Source organism: Haloferula sp. BvORR071 (genome assembly GCF_000739615.1).
Taxonomy (GTDB): Bacteria; Verrucomicrobiota; Verrucomicrobiia; order Verrucomicrobiales; family Akkermansiaceae; genus Haloferula.
This window is the reverse complement of record NZ_BATP01000056.1, coordinates 212168-233455: the sequence shown is the minus strand read 5'-3', so window position 1 is coordinate 233455 and position 21288 is coordinate 212168. Positions and strand designations below refer to the sequence as shown.

General features: G+C 62.9%; 13 protein-coding genes. 4 read left to right on the top strand and 9 right to left on the bottom strand.

Annotation, left to right across the window (positions count from 1 at the left end; translation table 11 throughout):
- The 3 genes from BV071_RS27345 to BV071_RS33800 form a co-directional block, all read right to left on the bottom strand.
- Window positions 1-1323, bottom strand: coding sequence for a DUF1552 domain-containing protein (locus tag BV071_RS27345; RefSeq protein ID WP_035614162.1), 1323 nt, complete (start codon window positions 1321-1323; stop codon window positions 1-3).
- On the bottom strand, window positions 1316-5281 hold the full coding sequence (locus tag BV071_RS27340) for a DUF1592 domain-containing protein (RefSeq protein ID WP_035614159.1): 3966 nt from the start codon (window positions 5279-5281) through the stop codon (window positions 1316-1318). Before BV071_RS27340 ends, BV071_RS27345 begins: the two co-directional genes overlap by 8 nt.
- Before the next feature lie 96 nt (window positions 5282-5377).
- Window positions 5378-6436 carry a helix-turn-helix transcriptional regulator gene (locus tag BV071_RS33800; RefSeq protein ID WP_052573949.1) on the bottom strand — a complete coding sequence of 353 codons (1059 nt, stop codon included), beginning with the start codon at window positions 6434-6436 and terminating at the stop codon, window positions 5378-5380.
- A gap of 217 nt (window positions 6437-6653) precedes the next feature.
- On the opposite strand from BV071_RS33800, the gene BV071_RS27330 reads away from it, so the two are divergent.
- Entirely contained in the window at window positions 6654-7241 is a 588-nt protein-coding gene (locus BV071_RS27330) for a pseudouridine synthase (RefSeq protein ID WP_035614156.1), read from the top strand.
- A 3-nt stretch (window positions 7242-7244) separates the two neighbouring features.
- Here the strand turns inward: BV071_RS27330 and BV071_RS27325 are convergent, their stop codons facing one another.
- Together BV071_RS27325 and truA are read right to left on the bottom strand one after the other, a co-directional pair.
- A complete protein-coding gene (locus tag BV071_RS27325) occupies window positions 7245-7751 on the bottom strand; it encodes a hypothetical protein (protein WP_035614153.1) in 507 nt (168 codons plus the stop codon).
- A 136-nt stretch (window positions 7752-7887) separates the two neighbouring features.
- Complete coding sequence (truA, locus tag BV071_RS27320; RefSeq protein WP_035614150.1) at window positions 7888-8658, bottom strand: tRNA pseudouridine(38-40) synthase TruA; 771 nt, start codon at window positions 8656-8658, stop codon at window positions 7888-7890.
- A 331-nt stretch (window positions 8659-8989) separates the two neighbouring features.
- Here truA and BV071_RS27310 point away from each other — a divergent pair, with 331 nt between their 5' ends.
- Window positions 8990-9271, top strand: a complete 282-nt coding sequence (locus BV071_RS27310) for a hypothetical protein (protein ID WP_265594964.1) — start codon at window positions 8990-8992, stop codon at window positions 9269-9271.
- 169 nt (window positions 9272-9440) lie between these two features.
- On the opposite strand, the gene BV071_RS27305 is transcribed toward BV071_RS27310, so the two are convergent.
- Complete coding sequence (locus BV071_RS27305) at window positions 9441-9839, bottom strand: hypothetical protein (protein WP_035614141.1); 399 nt, start codon at window positions 9837-9839, stop codon at window positions 9441-9443.
- A 156-nt stretch (window positions 9840-9995) separates the two neighbouring features.
- On the opposite strand from BV071_RS27305, the gene BV071_RS27300 reads away from it, so the two are divergent.
- Together BV071_RS27300 and BV071_RS27295 are read left to right on the top strand one after the other, a co-directional pair.
- A complete protein-coding gene (locus BV071_RS27300; RefSeq protein WP_035614138.1) occupies window positions 9996-10511 on the top strand; it encodes a cupin domain-containing protein in 516 nt (171 codons plus the stop codon).
- Window positions 10512-10609: 98 nt separating this feature from the next.
- Complete coding sequence (locus BV071_RS27295) at window positions 10610-13177, top strand: patatin-like phospholipase family protein (protein WP_035614135.1); 2568 nt, start codon at window positions 10610-10612, stop codon at window positions 13175-13177.
- Window positions 13178-13247: 70 nt separating this feature from the next.
- Here BV071_RS27295 and BV071_RS27290 read toward each other — a convergent pair whose 3' ends face one another.
- The 3 genes from BV071_RS27290 to BV071_RS27280 form a co-directional block, all read right to left on the bottom strand.
- The gene (locus BV071_RS27290; protein ID WP_075091014.1) at window positions 13248-14285 is read right to left on the bottom strand and encodes a L,D-transpeptidase; all 1038 of its coding nucleotides are present in this window, start codon (window positions 14283-14285) and stop codon (window positions 13248-13250) included.
- A gap of 170 nt (window positions 14286-14455) precedes the next feature.
- Window positions 14456-15700, bottom strand: coding sequence for a GNAT family N-acetyltransferase (locus BV071_RS27285; RefSeq protein ID WP_035614132.1), 1245 nt, complete (start codon window positions 15698-15700; stop codon window positions 14456-14458).
- Between the two features lie 127 nt (window positions 15701-15827).
- Window positions 15828-21269 carry a LamG-like jellyroll fold domain-containing protein gene (locus BV071_RS27280; protein ID WP_035614129.1) on the bottom strand — a complete coding sequence of 1814 codons (5442 nt, stop codon included), beginning with the start codon at window positions 21267-21269 and terminating at the stop codon, window positions 15828-15830.
- Between the last annotated feature and the right edge of the window lie 19 nt (window positions 21270-21288).

Genomic DNA, 21288 nt, shown 5'->3' with positions numbered 1-21288 from the left:
TCAGACCTCTTCCAGCTTCGACACCGCATCCCCGAATGCTGCGAGCTTCAGTCCCATCTTGTCCATGACCGAAAGATGCAGCCGGCACATTTGTCGCTGGGGATTCCCCAGATAGTCCAGCACCCGCCCGCCCTGGATCTTCCCGCCCGCGCCGCCTAACAGCACGACCGGCAACTGGCTCGCATCATGGTTGCCATTCAGCATCGAGGAGCAGAACAGGATCATCGAGTTGTCCAAGGTGCTGCGCTCACCCTCGCGGATCGCATCGAGCTTGCGCGCGATGTAGGCCAGTTGCTCAACGAAGAATTGGTTCACCTTCAGCCAATCGTCCGTGTCGGTGTGCGAGAGCAGGTGGTGGATCATGTAGTCCACACCCAGATTCGGGAAACGCAGCGCGGAGTGGTCGTTGTTCAGCTTCAGCGTGCAAATCCGCGTGGTGTCGGTCTGGAAGGCCAGCACCAGAATATCGCTCATCAGCCGCATGTGCTCAGCGATGTCCTGCGGAATGCCTTCCGGTGGACGCGGAATGTTCGGCGCGCTGAGGGTCGGCCGCCAGCCCTGCAGCTCGCCGCGCTTGCCGGCATTCGCCACCCGCTGCTCCACCTCGCGCACGGAGTCGAGGTATTCATCGAGCTTCTGGCGATCCTGCCCGCTAATACCGCGGCGCAAATCCTTCGCATCCTCCATCACCGCATCCAGCACGCTCTGGTCACCACGGTTCGTGCTGTCCTTGAAAAGCTGGTCGAAGGCCAAGGCCGGATACACTTCCAGCGGCGTCGGTGTCGTCGGCGAGCTCCACGAAATGTGCGAGCTATAGAGCATCGAGTAGTTCTTGTGGACCGACGGATTGGATTTCTCACAGCCGAGCACCAGGCTCGGGAGTTTGGTCTCGCGCCCGTAGTGCTGGGCGAGCAATTGGTCCACGCTGGTCGACGAGCGGATCTCACCGCCACTGGCAAGCGGCGCACCGGAGAGCAGATTGCCGGTCTGCGAGCTGTGGATATTCCCCTTGAGCGCCTCCGCATTGTAGAGCCCGCGGATGAAAAGCATCTTCTCGCGGAAGTCACCGAGCGGTTGCAACACCTTGCCGAGCTCCATGTCCTTCCCCTGCCCCTTCGCCCACCACTCGCGCGAGTGGAAGCCATTCCCGGCGAAAAGCACGGCCAAGCGCAGCGGCGCCTCGCTCGCAGGCTCGCGGGACTTCGGCGTATCGCCCCACACGTTCATCGATTCCAACCATGGCAGCGCCATAGTGACGCCAGCGCCGCGCAGGAAGTTGCGGCGGGTGAAACGGTGACCAGACCTAGTAGAAGACTCATTCATCGCGATGCTCCTTTCCCCGGATCTCCCGGAATTGTTTGCTGCGGACAATCTTGTCGATGGCGATACCCACATGCTGGTCGCCGTCCTTGAGCGCGGCCTGTATCTCATCCAGCAAGGGCTCGTCACTCAGCAGAACCCCGCGCCCCAAGGCATAGCCCAACAGCTTCCGGCAAAACTGCCGCGTGAAGTCATCGCCCCGCTGATTCAGCAAATACCCGCGCAGTCCATCGATGCCCTCGATCTCACGCCCATCCGGCAACTTGGACGCCGCCTGCACCGGCTGCCCGGTGATATCCTGCACCCGGAAGCGGCCAATCGCATCGTAGTGCTCCAGCGCGAAGCCGTAGGGATCGATCTTCGTATGGCAGCGGGCACAGGCCGGATCCTTCGCGTGCAACTCCGTCAGCGCGCGCTCCGAAAGCCCCGCGGGCGGCTGCTCCGGCAGGACCGGCACGCCCTTCGGCGGCGAGGGCAAGTGTTCACCCAGAATCGTCTCGCAGACCCAAGTGCCGCGCAGGATCGGACTGGTGCGGGACGCCCCGCTCTGCCGCGCCAAGGTCGCACCAAAGCCGAGGATGCCGCCGCGGCCACGCGCCTTCATTCCCTCCACCCGTTGCCACACCTCACCTTCCACACCGGGGATGCCGTAGTACTTGGCCAGTGCCCCGTTCACGAAAGCATGATCCGCGTCCAACAAATCCCTGACCCGCCCGTCGTGCTGGAAGAGCTCGGTGAAGAAGCGGATTGGCTCCTCATTCAAGGCAGCACGAATGCCCGCGAATTCCGGGAAGACCGCCTCGCTCTTCTCATCCAGCTGATCAAAGCCGCGGACATGCAGCCACTGCGTGCCAAACTCGATCGCCAGCCGCCGCACCTTCGCATCGCCCAGCATCCGGTGGGCCTGCCCCGCCAGCGTTTGCGGATCGCGCAGCTTCCCCTGCGCCGCAAGCGCAAGCAACTCATCATCCGGCGCACTGCTCCACAGGAAGTAGGCGAGCCGCGTCGCCAGCTCATAATCATTCACCGCCACGGCTTCCTTCGTGGGACCAGGCGTCTCCATCTTGTAGAGGAAGGCCGGAGCCGTCAGCACCCGGGCGAGCACCAGCCGCACGGCGTCCTCATGCGGCATCTCATCCTTGCGCAGCGCAGCATAAAGGGCTCGAAGCCGTTCCGACTCCACCGCTTCCAGCGGCCTGCGCCATGACTTCGCGGCAAAGGCGATCACCGCATCCAGCTGTACCGGCTCCGCGTTGCTTAGAGCGGACTTGAAGCGCTCCGCCCCCTCGGCCACCGGCTTGCGCAGCGGCTCCAGATCTCCCGGGTCCGCGTCCTGCGTCGCATACTGCCAGAGTTGCTCGTAGGCATCCACCATCCGCAGTGGGGCAAGGCTCACGAAGTCGAGCTCACGCCAGAGACGATCAAGCTCCGAGGCCTCCGCATCAGCGAGCATCAAGCGGCGGATCGTATCGTCCTCGCGGTAGAAGAGGCGCAGCGTGATTACCTCATCCACCGGCACGATCTTCGAGTAGCACAGCGCAGCGGGGAAGACCTCGCGGAAGCGGTCGAAGCCCGCCTTCACCTGCGCAACGGATTCCGGCGCGGCCAGCAAGGGCAGCGGCTCGGACGAGCCACCGCCTGTTAGACTCGCGGCGACTCGCGGCAACACTCCCCCGCCAGGTCGCACAGTGGCCACAAATTCCGCCCCTCTCGCCAGTGCTGCGGGAATCCGGAACTCCCGATTGCCCTCCACCTTCAACTCCGCAGGAGCCGTGGTCCCCGATGCCAGAGCCAGCCAAGCGAGCGGGCCCTCCGCATCCAGCAACTTGCCCCGCAGTCCACGGTCCGCCTCACCGGCAGGAGCTGCGTTGTTCGTTAGAATAGCCTGCACCGCCAGGGCATTCTCATGCGCGGAGTTGCCACCAGCTTCCACCGCATCCCGCCACTTCGCCAACATCGTGCCAGCTCCCGGCAAGGGCGCGGCCTTGCCATCAAGCGGCAACGCACAGAAATGCCACACCGCCGGATGTCCCGCGCGATCGGCCAGCGGGTTGCTCTCGTGCACGCGATCCACCACCTCATCCGCCAGATTCCAATGCTGTCCGCCACCGGCCTCCTTGATATCGAGGCTGACCTGCGTGGTATCGCAGATGTGCTGGCCATCGCGCGGCTGGATTCCGAGCACCAGCAGATCCCCCTCTTGCACCACGAGCTCACCCTCCGATGCAAAGGCCTCGCGCCCGCCATTGTCTATCACACCCACTGCCACTCCCAGCGGGCCACGGCGCGTCTTCAGCTCCACCCGCCAGGCCACGCCATTGCCGCAGGTGCCATCCGCATCCGCCACTTCACCGGAGACCCGGATCCTGCCACTGATCGGGCTGCGCCATGCGATCGCCGCCTCCATCACCGGCGAGGGATGCAAGAAGACACTGCGTGCCGGCGCGTTGATCGTGCTGAAGCGCACTGCTTCCGTGGAGGCATTCACCGTCATGCTCGGTGTCTGCGGCGAACCCCAGGCCCTCAGCAGCGGATTGCCCGCGATGTTGGAGAGCTTCTCCGTAAAATGCCCGCCGATCTCCGGCGTCTCCGAGTGCCCGATACCTGCCAGCGCCGACCACTTCGCCAGCAGCGCGGAATTCAGCCCGTGCTGCGCGGCCACCGCTTCCAGCGAAGCTCCGCCCTGTGCCAGCGCATCCAGGTACTCCGCCGTGCGCGGGATCTCCGCGGCCATCAATGCCTCCAGATTGCGCCCAATCGCCTCAAGTCCGGCCAGCGGCAGCGGCGCTGCGTTGCCACGGATCAGGCGCGCATTCTCCCATCGGACCTGGTCTCCCGATAAAGTCAGTGTGAGCTCACCCTTCGGCTCCGCGGGCAACTTCAGCCGCAGCTCGCGCTCCGCAACCACCGGGTTCACCGCTTCCTGCCAGGACTTCGGGCCATTGCGTTTGCCGATCTGTCCGATGCTGTGGAATTGCCACAGCCCGCGCTGCCACTGCTTCACCGCTGCAGCCAGCGCGGCAGCATCTCCCGGCTTGGCCGCTTGCCATCGGCCGCGAATCTCATCGAGAGGATACGACGACTCCGACGACGAAAGCGTCTGCCACAGCAGCCCGAGATACTTCGCGCTCAAGCCGCGCTCCTTCGCGAGCGCTCCAATCTCCTTCCTGCCGCTTGCCAGCGCCTCGCGCTCTTCCAGCGTCGCCGCAAAATACTTCTCCAACGGAATCACGCCGCCATCCAAGGTATCGAAGCGCAGGCCCTGCAGGTTGAGCGCCATGCCCTCTCCCGGCACCGCATAGCGCGCATAGATCGCGCGAATCGCCGCCAGCCGCTCTTCCGTCCAATCGCGGCGGGTGGTGCTGGCGGAGAAGGCAATCCCATCCGGCAGTAGCACCGCATGCGCCGCCACCTCCTTCGCCGCCTCCAAATACTTGCCGACCAAGGCGGGCGACATCACCAGCGCGGCACCGGCATTCGTAAAACCCTCGCCCGCTGCGCCATCGACCGGGAACTCGCGGCCGGGATTCAGCTCCGGCACGCCTGTTAGATCGCGCAGGGTCCAGGCATACTCGGCATTCGAAAGCCGCCGCAGCACCACCGGTCCGGGATCGCCGGCATGGGCGCGCGCCCATTCTGCTAGAGAAGATTTCGCCCCGGTGAGAAGCTCCTGCCTTTGTGCCGCGGAAGGTTGCGGCTTCTTGGCTGGCGGCATCTCGCCATTCTCGATCTGCTCGACCACCTGCTGCCAGACCTTCGGCTCGCGCAGTGCGGCCTCCAGGGTCCCGAAGCGCTCCAGATCCAGATCGCCCTTCTGCTTCTCCGTGGAGTGGCAGCCCAGGCAATATTCCTTGAGCAGCGGCTTGATCTGCCCGGCATACGCCGCCTCATCCGCACGCGCGGCGAATCCCGGGAGGAGCATCCCGCCCAGCAGCCACGGCATGGCAGCCATCGCCTTCATGAACGGGATATCGCGAGGGTCGACTGCATCCCGCACGATACGCGGCAGACGCAGGCGTTTTGTCGGAAAGACAACAGGGACTCGACCCGGCTTCGCTCAAAGCCCTCGCTTCAAATCCAGATAGCGCCGCATCGCCGCGATGCGATTTTCCACGCCGAGGCGCTGGAAGACGGCTTCCAAGTGCTTCTCCACCGTGCGCGGGCTGATGCCCAGGATGATTGCCGCTTCCGCGCTGGTCTTGCCCTCCGCGATCCAGTCCATGATCTCGCGCTGGCGGCGGGTCAGGATCGACAGCGCCTCTTCGCTGCCTTCATCGCCGCCGGTGCGCAGCATCAGGATCGTCTCGCCGCTCAGCTTCGGCAGCGCCGCGAAATGAATATCGCCACCGCCCAGGTCCATGACCACATCGGTCCAGCGGGCGGTCACCGGATTCTCGAAGGAATCATCCAGCTCCTTCCCAAACTGCACGACGCGTTGTTGGGTGAGCTGGAAGGTAGCCTCCTCCTTCCACCAGCCCTCCGTGAGGCTGTCCGCAGCGTGATTCAGCGCCCAGATCTCGCCGCCCGGCATCACCGAAAAGACCGCCATGTGGCTGTTGTCATTCCCGCCCAGCAGGCGCTGGCGCACAGCTTGCTCCACATTGTGGGCCTCCATGCGGTCCAGCACGCCGCGCACCGTCAGCAGGATCGCATCGAAGCGCTCACGCGCCTGGAAGGCGAAGGTCCGCGTGGAAAGGTAGCAATTCACATAGGCACTCCGGCGCTTGCCTTGGACCAGCATGCCGAAGAGCACATCGTTCATCGCCATTTCGCCGAAGACCTCCTTCACGAAAATGCTGTCCCGGTATTCCGCGGGCGAAACGTAGTCGCTCATCGCAAAGCCGAGGTCGCCCGGGCTGCTGAAATCCACCTGCTTGTAGATCGGATGGGAGGACGAGAGCTTGTTGATCAGGTCCACCCGCGAGGCCAAATGCTCCGCGAAGGCCCCGTGGCCCATAATCGTGCGCATCCCGTGGACCGGCGACGAATCCATGATCACAACCTCGTCTGCCCCGATCAAATGCGGTAATTTCGCGACCAAAAGATCCACCACGTCCTCGAATTTAGTGGCGCGGTAGATGGATTGGGCTAGATCGAAGTAAGATTTTCCAAGCACAGGCAGGGTGGTTCGGCTTTCCCCCGAAGAATACGTAAACTCCCGTAAGTATCAACACGCATTGTTGGGAGGGCGGGTCTGTGGCATTAGAGTCACACGTTTACGGCAGCGCTTGGTAGTCCCCAGTCGCTGCAGAACGCAAGTTTTCCAAGATTTCCCTGGGGGGGGAAAAGATGGCCCCGCCGGTCCGTTTGTGGCTGGCGGGGCCATTCATTTTATGGGAATCGGGCTGCGGATGCTGATCGCTTTCAACAAACCCTACGGGGTGCTTAGCCAGTTCACCCCGGACCAGCCGGGGCAGCGGACCTTGGCCGAATTCGGATTTCCCAAGGACGTTTTCCCGATCGGGCGGCTGGATCAGGACTCGGAGGGCCTGCTGCTGCTGGGCAATGAGCCGGGACTGGTGAGTCGGCTGCTGGAACCATCGAAGGGTCACCCGCGGACTTACCACGTTCAAGTCGAGGGACTTCCCGAGAAAGAAGCGCTCCAGCGACTGGCAGCCGGCGGACTGGACATCAAGGGCCACCGCACCCTCCCCTGCCGCGCCCAGAGGCTGGACCCGGCCCCGGAATTCCCGCCGCGCGACCCGCCGGTGCGCTTCCGCAAGAGCGTGCCGGATTGCTGGCTGGAGATGACCCTCACCGAAGGCAAGAACCGTCAAGTACGGCGCATGACCGCAGCGGTGGGACATCCGACCCTGCGACTGGTGCGGGTACGGATTGGCAGCCTAGGGCTGGAAGGACTGGAGCCCGGGACTTGGCGGGAGCTGGGCCCCGCGGAGCGGCAGAAAATTACCGGCCGCTAGTGCTTAGTCCGTGAATTCAACCTTCAGCCTCAGCGGCTTGGGTACATCCGGAACAGCCACGGACATCGGGATGAAGACCGTCACTTCGGTGCATCCGTTGTCCAGCTTGCGCTTGGAAATGTCGCCAGTGCCATGCCAAGCATCGCGGCCGTCCTTGCGGGCGATCTCCACGCGCTTGCCCTCTTCCGTGACCATTTGGACGATGTAAGAAACATCGCGCGGAATTTCGGCCGGAAGCACGAAGGTGATCATCGGCTCCGGTGGATCACCGACAAATGCGAGGGTCGGCAGCTTTTCCCATGCGTCCGGATCATTCACCGGCGCGAGGTCAAAAGCATAGGCCATCAGATTGGTGATGCCATCCGTATCAAGGTCCGCCTGCGGATCGGCGAACACGCCGACCAAGCCGTGAGCGTCCGCCCAATCGAAGTAGTCATCCGCTGCCTGAGCCGCCGGAAGGAGCCCCGCAAAAAGCAGGCTGCAAGCGGCAATGGCAGTCTTACAAGTCATGAGGGCGGAGAAGATAACTTTTCGTGACGGACCGTCCAGCGCTGATTCCGGCAAGAATCGAGGCCACACTGGAGGTGGAAACCCGCCGCAGCGGGAAGAGATGCGGAGAGATTACCCAACTCCGGCGGCCTGACTTTCAGATTGGCTGCGGAGCGTATTCCACCCGCTCCAGATAGAGACCATCCGGGGGCGCACAATGAGACGACTTTGACCGCGATGGGCCCGGAGGCTGGGCCAAAAAGGCCCGGATCGGGTCGAGGCCGAGTCGACCTTGAGCGGCCTGGATGGCGGTACCGGTGAGCAGGCGGACCATCTTGTAGAGGAAGCCGTCGCCGCTGTAGCTCAGGCGCCAGCCCCACTCGAGGGGTAGGAGTTCCACGGCGGTGATGGTGCGGACGTAGCTGGTTTCCTCCGTTTCATACCCCCGCTTCGCGCCGAAGGCTTCGAAATCATGACGGCCGACGAAGAGATCCAGGGCCTCGCGGAGGGTGTAGGGGTCAAGCTGGCGCGGCAGGTGCCAAGCGCGGCCCGCGCGGAAGGGTGAGAGCACCGGCTCGGTGGAAATGTCGTAGCGGTAGGTCTTGCCGCTAGTGCCATAGCGGGCGTGGAAGTCGGCGGAGACTTCCTCGCACTCCATCACGCGGATGCAGGCAGGCAGCTTGGTATTGAGCGCTGGCACCCAGTTGAAGGGGTTCATGTTGATCTCCTCCGGCGCATCGAAGTGCGCGACTTGGGCAAGGGCATGCACGCCGGCATCAGTCCGGCCGGAGCCGTGCAGGCGAACCGGCTGCTTGGCGGTCTCGGCAATCGCCTTTTCGACGAGATCCTGGACGGTGTTGCCGGAGGGCTGGGATTGCCAGCCGTCGAGCGTTTGGCCGTCGTAGGCGAGGGTGATTTTCAGGCGCACGGGCGGAGGGTGGCGGGGAATACGGAGGCAGGGCAACCCCGCATGTGCCGCCGCTACAACTCTCCCCTCCACTTTCGCAAGGGACGCTACTGTGCTAGAGAGCCGTAGTCCGGCAACATGAGTTCCCCACGCGTCCCCTGCTGCAGATGCGGCACCTCCATCTTACCGATGACGGCAAGCCGCTTTCGCGGGTGCTGCGCTCCCTGCTCGAAAAAGCGTCCGGTGCGGAACTTGCTCTCCGATGTCTTGCCGTCATCGGAGGCATCCTGGTTGCCCCCTTCCTACCTCTGCTGGCACTCGGGGTATTCTCCTATCTCCGGGGCCAGGAAGCATGGTGGCGCTTGCGCTTTCCCTACGACTTGAAGCCCTGAAAGCCGCCATCGCCGCAGTGCATCCCGATCGCGTGGTAAGCGGCTCCTGCCTTTCGGGAGTTCTCCAAGGCTACTTCAAGAACTCGGAGGAACTCATCGGCTTCGCGCAGAACCCCGCTCACCTCGCGGACAGGAATGACGGTGGCAAGCTGCGGCGCCGCGAGTTGGACATCGCGGATATTCCCACCTCCCGCGATCCGCTTCCAGCGAAGGTTCACTGGCGAAAGAAGAACCGGGACTGAAATCAGGCTGGCTGAAGACGGTCCGCGCCTAGCTGGGATTCCCGCGCCACTGCCCCTGCACTACCGGCGAGGAATACCGGCGGCATGTGGAGATCTCCAGCCGGAGGAACGGGACACCGACCAAGGAGCAGATTGCGGCGGGATGGAGCCCGGCCGGCTCGGGTAAGCGCTAGAATTCCTCCCGGCGTTCTTCCTTCTCCTTGAACTGCTCGATGAATTTCGTGGCGAAGCGCTTGTCGACGAGAATCTGGGCGCGCAGGCCCGACCATGTGCCGATGGCCCTGCGGAGCAAGGTCCGGGCTTCCTCCACGCGACCGTGCTTGTAGTGTTCGGCGGCCACCGATTGGTAGCAGGATGCGGCATCTTCCCGGTCGGCAGGGGTCCCGTGACGAAGTGTATCGGCAATCCCGCGTGCCATGTCCCAGCGCCCGAAAGCGGCCGCCACGCGCATCTGGATGCGGAGCGCGGCCGGCGCTTGCTTCAAGTCATCCGGCAATTGCTCCAAGGCATCCCCAGCCTCGGCAAACATGCCCATCTCCAGCAATTCCTGCGCTTGTGGTATATTCATGACTAGGCGCCGGTTTCTATCCGCGAACGTTTGATCCGGTCCCAACAGGGTCCGGCAAGAGGTCTACGTCGAGCTTCTTCGCAAGGACCATGCGAATCCCTTCCCCAACTTTGCTCATTCCCCAGCGCGCGATAGATGCTTTGCTTCCCTTTTCTCATGTCTCGCTCCGCCGAAATCGAAACGCGCCTTTTCCCGGATGATGGCCGGACGCCCAATCATCCAACGCTGCCCTTGATTGTGATGCGGCATACGGAGGCTGCGGATGCGGAGGATCCGGCGGAGTGGTTTGAAGAACGCTATGCTGCCAATGGCTGGGGCAGCACCTGGCGCTGGGGAGTTTATTCCTATCAGCACTTCCACAGCACGAATCACGAGGTGTTAGGAGTTGCCCGGGGCTCGGCGAGCTTGATGCTCGGAGGTGAAGAGGGTGGAGAGTTTCGGGTGGCAGTGGGCGATGTGCTGGTGCTGCCCGCTGGCTACGGCCACATGTGCCTGAGCGCTTCAGAGGATTTCCAAGTGGTGGGGGCTTATCCGCGTGGGGAGAAGGTGGATCTTATCCGCCCGAGCGAGGGCAATCTGGATGCCGCGCGGGGGCGGATCGAGAAGGTGCCGCTGCCCGAAAGAGATCCGGTGTATGGGGAGGAGGGTCCTGTGATGGAGTTCTGGCGCTGAGGGGCCGGCCGGGCATTAACCTTTGGTGTATAGAGCAAGGACGATCTTGATGCCCCGGGGGGCGGACCATCAAAGTGATGGCTAGTGCTGTCACTTAGATGAAAAAACTCGGTCTTGCTCTTTCCGGCGGTGGCTTTCGGGCGACGCTCTATCACCTCGGGCTGATCCGCTTCCTGCGGGACGCCGGGCTGCTCTCCCAGGTGACGCACATCACTTCGGTATCGGGCGGCAGCATCATGGCGGCGCACCTGGTCCTCCACTGGAAGCGCTATACCGGCAGCGAAGCGGAGTTCGATGAGGCTGCAGCGGAGCTGGTCAACTTCATCCAGCTCGACGTCCGGAACCGGATCCTGCGCCGCTTCCCCTTCAGCATGGCCTTGGGCCGCTTGCGGCGCCTGATCGGAAAATCCAGCCGCGAAATGACCCGCGCCGGCCTGCTGGAGCGCCACTACCGCAAGTTCCTCTATGGCGATGTGAGTCTCTTCGAGCTGCCCAAGACCCCGAAGCTGCACGTGCTGGCCACCAACATCAGCGAAGGCAGCTTGTGTTCCTTCCAACGCGACGGACTGCTGATGGCGCGGCGCCAGCCGCACGGGCGCTTCCAACTAGACACGCTCAACACCGGCCTGGCCACCCTTTCGATGGCCGTTGCAGCATCCTCAGCCTTTCCCGGTTTCTTCCCGCCGCTGGAGCTGACCGGCGCGGATGTCGGCATGACCGATGGCGACTTTGGCAAGCAGGCCTACACGGACGGCGGTGTCTATGATAACCTGGGAGTGCGCATGTTCCGCTTCCTCGAGCAGAACATCCTAATGGAAGAGCCGCTGACGCGCGGCGACTTCCTGGACATCCGCGCGGCCTTTGAAGCCCTCCGCGCGGCCAGTGTCTCCACGGAGGATACAGTCCTGCGCCGCCTGATGGAGATCCTCGCGGAAGCCGAGCGCTCCAGCGAGGACACGCCGCTACATGGCCTGGCGGTGGTGCTGGAGGAGGCCTTGCGGCATCCGCAACAATTCGAGTCCGAGCTCGCGGCCGATGCCGAGGGTGGCACGGACCTTGGCGATCGTCGCGCGCCTAACAACGTGGACCAGATTCTTGCGCGGCTCGCGGGGGCGCTGTGCCACTATCAATTCCAGCACGAGCCGCTCTTCGCCCACCTCATTCCCGCCGATCCCGCCGTGGCCAAGCTTCTCAAGGCGAGCCAGGCTGGTCTCCACCACATCGATGCGGGCGAGCAGCTCTGGCTGAACCGCCACCTGCTGGACGCCGCCTTTCACGAAGCTACCGGCAAGGCTTGCTTCACACGGTTGAACAGCGGTCTCGACTGTGTGCTCGTCAGCGACGTGGGCCGCCAGATGCAGGTGGTCAAGGGCCAGGGCGGAGGGCTCATCCGCAGCGCGCTGCGGGCGAGCGACATTCTCATGAACCGGGTGTGGCAACTCGAGAACGAGACCTTCAAGGGCTCCAGTGAATTCGTCTTCGCGCGCGTGACGGATAGGGTCGAGCCCGAGGAAGACCCCACCGCCCTGCATCCGGAGCTCCAGAGGCACCTCGGCAGCATCCGCACCGACCTGGACCGCTTCTCTCCGCTCGAGATCAGCAGCCTGATCCGCCACGGCTACTGCGTGGGCCGGAAGGTGTGCCGGAGCCGCCCGGAGGTATTTGGCCAGGACTTGCCGGAGGGCCCACCCTGGGAACCCTCGTCCGTGGCGGCGAAATCCGCGCCAGTCCCCTCCCCGCCTCGAGGGCAGACGGCCGTCACAGCCGAGGCGAGGGCACTCCAGGCAGCGGCGATCCGGCGCGTCTGGAGCCGCTTCTTCGACCGGCGCGACTGGGTGTCCTTCCTCTACATCCCGGTTATCGTGCCGCTCCTGTTCTGCCTGCCCTCGATCTCGTATCACTACTACAAGCGATTCGTGCGGCTGAACAACCTCACGCTGTCCTATGCTCAGGGCAGTCCGGACCTGGCGCAACTGGACCGCATGCTTGACGGGGAGCCGATGAAGCCATGGAAGGGCGTGCCGAGTGAAGAAGGGCACGCTGCCGCCGCACCGGATTTGACCGGCTTCAAGGTGCTGTCCGACTCACGCATCACCGACCTTCGCGCTTGGAACCCCGCTGCCGTCGGGACGGTGAACCCAGATTCCCGCGTCTATGTTTACCGGCGCGTCTCGGTGGTGAAATTGCCGGAGCTAAAAGGGCCGGCATTCTTCCCGATCCGCCTGATTCTGGCTGGTGCGGAAGGTGAGGTGCGTTTCCCCACGCAGCCGAACCCTGCCAAGGTGGTGAAGACCTTGCTGGCCGATGGAAAGAGGTATCGCTGGGACGCGGTCTTCGATCTTACCAAGGCGCCAGCCGGAGTGCCGATTGATCTGATCACGGAGATCCAATCGCCCGGCATCTTCCTGCGTGGCAATGAATCGAGCACCGGCATGAGCTTCAGCATCGAAGCCGAAACCGCGGAACTCTCCCAGTGGGTGCTCATGCCCGTGAAGCGGAAGCATGGAAGCTTCCGCTACATCCGCTACCAGAAGGACCAGCCGGAGACAGCGGAGGAGAAGCGCTTCGTGACGCAGTATCTGGCCAAGGATCACAGCATCCTCGCCTTCAAGCTGCTATCGCTCGACCCCGGCTACGAGCACGAGATTTCCTGGAACTACGAGTAGGACCAAAGGGGCTCAACTCCCCGTGAGGCATTGCCGCGGCAATGCCCACCGGGGAGCATGATGACTTTCGTCAATTGGTGAGGATGTTCAGCTCGTTCGACGAGCGGGTCGCCGGCCGGTCGGTGACGACGACGGTCGCGCCAGGAGAAAGCAGGTCATCGACCTTTTGCGCGAAGTCCGGAGAGAAGTTCACCTTGGACGCGAGCTCATGGGGCGAACTGCCGCTACCGCTGACGCTCATCCACCGGCGGGCAGCCCGGCCCGGAGCAAAGGGGCTGCTGCCGCCGCTCACACCATCAAGCAAGGTGAAGACGTGGTCTCCCAAGCGGCCCTTCACTTGCACCGCGGCGCGGCCGATGGGCTGGCCATTGCGATAGACATAGATCGATTGATCCGCGGAGCTGACCATGATGGTGATCGGACCCTTGGTGCTGCGTTTGGGATTCCAGTCGTATTCACCCTTGGCAAGCGGCTTGAGCATCCCGGTATTGAAGTCCTTCGGTGCGAGCATCAGGCCGGGATTCGCCGCGAGGTAGGGCTGATTCTTGCTATTGCCGATGACCACCGTGGCTCCCCGTGCGGTGATGGAGAAGAGCAGCGTGGAGAAGTCATAGGGCATGCGGATGCAGCCGTGGCTGGCGGCATAGCCGGGAAGATTGCCGGAGTGCATGGCGATGCCTTCCCAAGTCAGGCGCTGCATATTGGGCATCGGCGCATCATCGTAGGTGCTGGAGTAGTGGGTCTGCTTCTTCTCGAGGATCGTGAAGACCCCGGAAGGCGTCTCGTGCCCCTTCGTTCCGGTGCTAACCGAGGAGCGACCGATCAGGATGCCATTGCGATACACGCTGGCGGTTTGCAGCGGCAGGCTGACGAGCACCACCACTGGTCCCGATGGCGAGATCTGGGGATTCCACCAGTACTCGCTCGGCTTGAGCGGCCCGGTCGGCTTGCCGGTGGGCGAGCCCTTGGTATGGAAGGACGGCTGCGCCATCGCACCGGTCTTCGTCGCCGTCTGGCTTTTCGTCAGATCCCCTCCGCTTTGCGTGGAGCAGGAGGAAAGGGCGACCAGCGATGCCAGCGCGAATGGCTTCAGAATTCGGGTTCTCATGTTTCGCTTCCTATAGGGCTTCGGAACTTTTCCCACGGCGTGACGGTTCGATGGTGCCGCCATCAAGGGCTGGGGACGGTATGGTGCTAGGCAAGCAAGGACCCCGGTTCAAGGATGGAGTGCTGGCGGCGAGTACCGCTTTGGTATCATAAAACCCAAGCGTGCTGCCATCACCCGGACTTCGCCGCGCTCTTGAAGGGATTCCGCTCCGGCGCCTCGTCATGCTCCACGCAGAGCAAGAGTCGCTTGATCAGCGTGTTGAGCACCGGTTGCCGGTGACGGAGCATCACGCCGAAGGGTTCCGGCTTCGCGCCGAGCGCGGCCTTCGGCTCCAGCGCCGTGCGGCCGAAGGAAACCCGCCTGCACCCCAGCGCGATGGCATCGGCGATCCCGGCATGCAGCAGCCGAAGATAGACCGGCAGTCCGGCCGCGGCCTGGCGGTCGAATCCGATGTGAAAGGCGAACGCGGTTTCTCCGTCCGCAAGGGTAATCAGGAAACCCAGCAGTTCATCTCCTCTCTTGATCCCGCTGCAGCGCAGGCGGTCGCCGGCGGCCTGCTGCAATGCCGGGAAATACTCCGGTCTCAGCTCGTAGGGCCGGAAGTCCGCGTTACTTTGCACCGCCCGATAGAGTTCGTGCATGCGGCCTTGCTGCGCGTCGATTTCCGGAAGAGGTCCGACCGTGCAGCCCGTCTGTTCGATGGGCTTGAAGACATTGTTGCGGATCCCGGCGCGGTATTTCGACGAGAGGCTGGCGAGGTAATCGTCGTGGGATTTCCACGCGGCATCGATGGCGAGAACCATGTTAGGCTCCGTTTCGACATAGCGGTAGCTCAAGTTCGCCAGCGACGAGACGCCCTTCTGGAAAGGCTCGTGGACGTCCTTGATCAGGACAAAGTGGGTAGTGCCGCGCAGCTTGTCTGCCATGCGAACCCGGTAGAGAACCTCCGCCACGCCATGCCAAATGGTTTCCTCCGGAAAATCCGGCGCGAAGGCGACGCCGTGCTGCCCGTAGCTCAGCAGGTTGCCGCAGGTCAGCACCCGCTGGCTCACCTTGCCCGCCAGCTTTTCCAGCGCCGCGCACGAAGGCGCTCCCGGCGCGGGCTCTTTGCGTTTCCGCACTTGGCCGACGCCGATGTCGGCGAGCTGCATGCAAACCGCGGCGAGCGGCCCTTGTCCGGCGTCGGAAATGATCGCGTAGCGAGGCTGGATGTTGGCGGGCAGCACGCCTTCAAGAGCCAGCAGGTAAGCGCGCGACATGAAAAACCCCGCGTCTTTTGTCAGCGAATTCCAAGTCTCCGCATCCAGCATCCCGATCCGGTCGGCGATGGCATACTGGAGTTCCGCAGGGCCCCGCAGCCGCTTGCGCTCGGCCAACACGTCGCGCACCGCGAGCGCCTTGCGGATGAGATTCATGGATGACTTTCTGACAGATGCCACGGCCGGACTCAACACCAGTCCAGCATCCTTAAAAGTAAAGATGTTCGGCCAAGTCCTGCGTGGCGGCGCAGCCGTAGACACTGTCACAGGGTTCTCTGCGAATCTATTGTGAGACGCGGAAGCGTACGAACCGGTGCGGTGCCGAAGCAGCGTTCACGTTCACAATATCGCGGACTTCCACCTGCTTGATGCCTGCCCCGGCCCCATCGCCACCCACATAGCCCGGACCCGTCGTCGGCGCGCCATGGACGCTGCTGGCAATCGTCGTCCAGCCTCCCACACCTCCGAGATCGCCTGAGACCTCCACCTCGATATTGATGTCATTCTTCGCCGGATCCCGCGGGAAGATGACGCGCAGGCGCCGGCCATCCTGGTAGTTGAATAGCGAAACCTGCGGCAGCAGGGCGGCATCCGAGACAGTTGGGCTCATTCCGAAGGCATATTCGATCAAGGCCGCGACTCCATCGTGATCGAGGTCGCCAGTACTCGATGCGTCAGGATCAGCCAGGTTCGCGAGTTTCCATGCCTCGAGGGGGAAGAGCGGTCGCTTCCCGGCACTTCTCGCCTGGTAGATGGAGGCGATCTCATTCGCAAGCAGAGGACGATTGTAGAGGGTCACCTCGTCGACTGCTCCCTTGACGAAGAATGCGGGATTGTTGTTCTCGCGGTCCGCACCGATGACCAGCGGACTGGCATCACACCCGGGACTGATGGTCCCGATTCCGACTGCGGCCACTGTAGTATCCAAAAACAAGATCTGCTGCTTGGTCGCGTTGTCGAAGGTGTAAGCGATGTGATACCAACGGCCAAGCGAGGGGGTGAACGGAAACTGAAGCCGCGGTCCCTCCGCCCCGGGAGACATGACCGCCGCGTTGAGCGCGCCGTCCTGAAGCCAAACCGCGAAGGAGTCGCGGTTGCTGTTCAGGATCGGCTTGGCGATCATGACCTGGATTCCCGTCGCTTGCTCGAAAAGGAACCAGCCTTCGATCGTGAAGGAAGTCGGACGCAGCGACGGCGTGTCGGGGAAGGTAACGTGGTCGTCGACGCCATCGAGCAGGAAACCTTGGGAGCTGATTCCGCTGCCAAAGGTGGCGCCATTCACCGTCGTGCCGTGATTCGTTCCCAGCGAATCGTTGGCATTGCCTTCGGCCCGCCACCAACTGACCGCGCCGGGAGGCAGGCGGAACTGAGGATACACCGCGAGGGTGAAGGTCTGATTGGCGCTCAGGCCAGCAGCGTCCAGCGCCCGGATGACGAAGGTGCTCGTGCCGGAGGCCGTGGGCGTCCCGCTCAAAAGACCGATTGAGTTCAGGTTCAAACCGGCTGGCAAGGTGCCACTGAGAAGCGAGTAGGTCACTTGGCCCGTGCCGCGAAGCGACGTGATGGCCTGCGAATAGGCGAGATCAACCGTTCCATCGGGTAATGATGGTGCAACGTTGATGTAAGGCCCACTCGTTGTTTTCCCTGCCGATCCGGCGGCAAAAACCGCGCTGATTTCCCCCTGACTGAGGGCGCGATTGTAGAGTGAAATCTCGTCGATACGTCCCTTGAAGCGATTGTTGCTCGGGGAATTCGTATACCCAAACGCCAGAGGGTTGTTGAATGTTTCCGCATGGATGGCACTCGCCGCCGCCAGCTCTCCATTGATGTAAAGCCGGTCCATTCCGCCCTCGAAGGTCATTGCGACGTGCGACCACGAAAGCAAGGGAATCGTGCTGGTCGCGGAACCCAGCCGCTGTACGCCGCCCTGCCAATACTCGATGTGGTTGTCCCTGAAATAGAGGTCGCCGTAGTTGGCGCTGCCGCCATTGTTAGAAACCAGATGCTCATAGCCGACGCTCCGGGTCGGGAAGAGCCAGAACTCCACACTGAACCTGGTGCCAGCGTTGATCGCGGGAACGGTGACCACATCGTCCACGCCATCGAGGCTGAAGGCGTTGCCGCTTTTCCCGGCGGCAAAGGTCGCTCCGTTCGTCAGCGTGCCGTGATTGGTGCCGATGGAATCCTGGGCGTCGTTTTGAGCCCGCCACCATCCCATGATGCCCGCGGGCGGAGGCACGAGCGGCAGCACATGGAGGGTGAAGGTCTGATCAGACGAAAGGCTGGCGGCATCCGTCGCGCGCAAGGTAAATGTGAAGTTGCCCGCGGTGGTCGGGGGCCCGCTCAACAGTCCGCTACTGGTGTTCAAGGTGATTCCCGGAGGCAAGGCGCCCCCCACCAATGAGAAGGTGATCGGCGCGGTCCCACGCGAGGTAGTCATCGCTTGCGAGTAGGGGCTGAGCAGGATTGTCTCCGGCAGCGTGCCCGCGATGTCGAAATACGGCCCGGCAGGCGTTTTTCCCGCCGAACCCGCATTGTAAATCGAGGCAAGCTCCGCGGCGCTCAGCGCACGGCTGTAAATCGAGGCCTCGTCAATGCGCCCGTAAAAGAAATTCCCCACATTTCCGTTATCGATGTCGGCACCCAGGAGGACCGGGTGATTGTCATAGGCAACTGTCCCCGCCGCGACATTTGTACCGATGAGGGCCCCATCCAGGTAAAGCGAGGCCCTCTGGGCATCGTTATCGAAAGTGAACGCGATGTGATACCACTGGCCCGCCACCGGAGTGAACGGAACACTGACCCCGTTCCCACCTCCCACGGCGTCCCCCACTCCCGCCCGGAGAGTTGGGCCGTTCAACCAAATGACGAATGAGTCGGCGGTACCCGTTCCCACCGTTCTCGCGAAGAGATGGGGATTGCCACCGCCCCCCGAAAAATTGAACCAACCTTCCAAGGTGAGCGAGGTCGGCTGCAAGGACGCGGAATCGGGAATGCTGATGTAATCATTGCCGCCATCGAGGGCAAAAGCCTGGCCCACCTTGCCTGGTGCAAAGGAGGTGCCGTTCGTGAGGGTTCCGTGATTCGATCCGATGGCATCGTTCGCGTTGCCTTCAGCGCGCCACCAACTGACCAATCCCGCGGAGGGTGGCGGCGGTGCGTAAATGGCAAGGGTGAAGGACTGCTCGGCAAAAGCCGGCGAGCCATCCGCCAGGCGAACCGTGAAGTTGTAGCTTCCCGCCGTTGTCGGATTACCACTGAGAACTCCAGCCGGGCTGAGGTTGAGGTTCGGAGGCAAAGAGCTACCCGTGACAGAATAGGTCGTCCCACCTGTGGTCCGCAGGGCAGAGAGCGTTTTCGAGTAAGCCTGCCCGACATACCCGTCCGCCAGCACTCCTGGTGTGTTGATGATAGGTCCCGCAGTGGTCCTACCCGCCGCGCCGGCATTGAAGAGAGCTGCGACTTCGGTCGCGGTCATCGCTCGATTGTTGAAGGAAACCTCATCGATGATGGAATCGCTCGACCGGGCGACAAAGGAATGGCGGCCAATGGCTGCGCTGTCGCTGGAATAGCTGACCGTCTTGGGAACGGGCACCATCACTGTCGCGGCCAGATTGCCATTTACGTACATGTTCAGCGCGTTCCCATCCCAGGTCATGGCGACGTGGTACCATTGGTTGAACGCATAGGTGCCCGAGGTCTGGAGGGAAAGCGATGTGGCGTCCGTGAAGCGCATGAAGGACGAGAACCGGCCACCGTTTCCAAGGCTGAAGAGCGCGTATGAGGCGAATGAGCCCGGCGTGCTCCCCAAGTCCTTGGTGAAAATGATCCCGCCCTGGGAGTCATTGAAGGTGCCGACCGTGCGGGGGTAAACCCATGCATCGACGGATAAGGTTTGCGAATGGAGTGCCGGGCTGTCCGGCACGAGCACATATTGGTTGGTCCCGTTGAAATCGAACGCCTGTCCCACCTTGCCCGTCGTGAAGGTAGCGCCGTTCACGGTGCCATGGTTCGTGCCGATGGAATCCTGGGCGTTGTTCTCGCCGCGCCACCAAGCGGTTGTGCCCGCGGGCGGCGGCACCGGAGCACGCACGATGAGACTGAAGGATTGCTCCCTCGACCGCCCGATGGCATCGCTCACCCGCAACCCGAAATAATAGGTTCCTGCCGTGGAGGGAGATCCACTGATGAGCCCCGTGGACGAGAGCGAGAGACCCTGCGGCAAGGCGCCGAAGCCGCCGGAGTAGGTCAACGGAGCCGTGCCCAAGTTACTGGTGAGCTGCTGCGAATACGAGGTGTTGATGACGGCATCCTGCAGTTGCGGAGGCGAAGTCAAATAGGGCGTCGCGTCCTTGCCCGCCGGGCCCCCGGCATTGATGGAGAAGATTTCATCCGCCGTCAGGGCTCGATTGTAGAGCGCCGGCTCATCCATCTGGCCGGCAAAGGAATAGGTCGTCGTTCCCGGGCGGTGACCCAGGTAAAAATTCGTCGTTGTCTGCGGAATGAAGCCGCCCAAGTTCCCCGCCGCCACCACCACGCCATTGCGAAACAACCTCGTGGTGCCCGAGGCGCGGTCGTAGGTGACCGCCACATGCTGCCACACATTCGGTGTGACCAGACCGGCGGGCGAAAACATGAAGTGGTCGACGCCATTGATATCCTTGAGGTTGGTGTAGAGGCAGCCCGCCCCACCCAGGCCGCTGAAGCTGGTGCTCATCCAGAAATGCGCGCCCCAGCCAGTCCCGGAACCGGTGTTCCACTCGGCGATGGGCCTCTCGGCCAGATCTGCCGGCTTGATCCATGCCTCGACGGTCAGCCCGCTGCCCGGACCCACAGCCAGCGTCGGCGAAGCATCCATTTTCACCTGCTGGTTGGCCGCGGTGAAATCGAATGCCTGTCCTACTTCTCCAGGCGCGAAGCCAAGCCCATTGAGCAGGGTACCGGTGTTGTTCCCGATTGCATCCACGGCATCGTTTTCCGCCCGCCACCATGAGACGACCCCGGTCGGGATCGGGGTGCGGATGAAGTGGGCCTTCACCGCCTTGCTTGCAGTCATCGTGATCGTATCCGGACTGGTCTGCGAAGCGAGGGCACCACTCCAGCCACGGAAGGCTTGAAGCGGGTTCGCCACCGCGGTTAGGGTAACAACTTCACCTAGGGCGTAGCTGGGCTTGAGGGGTGTCACGTTCACCACGCCGCCGCCATCGGTCAGAACGGTCAGTCGCGGGCGATAAGCCGCGTTGCTGGCCGGGCTGGTGCCGTCCTGATATTCGTTGATGTTGTTGATGCCATCACCATCGAAGTCGCCCGTCGCTCCTTGGGCGAGATTACCGAAGAAGGCGGTTTCCCAAGTATCGGGCAGGCCATCCTCGTCGCTATCGATCAGGAGCGAGGCGCTGTTGCTGACCACATTGGTGACGCTGTTTGTCACTCTGACCGAATACAGCCCCGCCTGGGATGCGGACACATTGACCAGAACCAGGCTATCCCCGGTTTGCCCCACGATATCTCCGCCGTTGTATAACCACTGGTAGGTCACGCCGCGTGTGTCAGCGATGACCACGGAAAAGGCGGCGACATCACCGAGGCCCACCACTTGGTTGACGGGCTGCCCCACGATCTGCGGTGCAGCCAGCGCCGCAGCGCCTGCCTTGGTAATCAGATCGCCACTGGCATCGTGAGTGAAGGCCGACTCCTGCGCCGCAGTCGGTCCCGTAACCGCCACGAGCAGAGAAAGGGCAGCC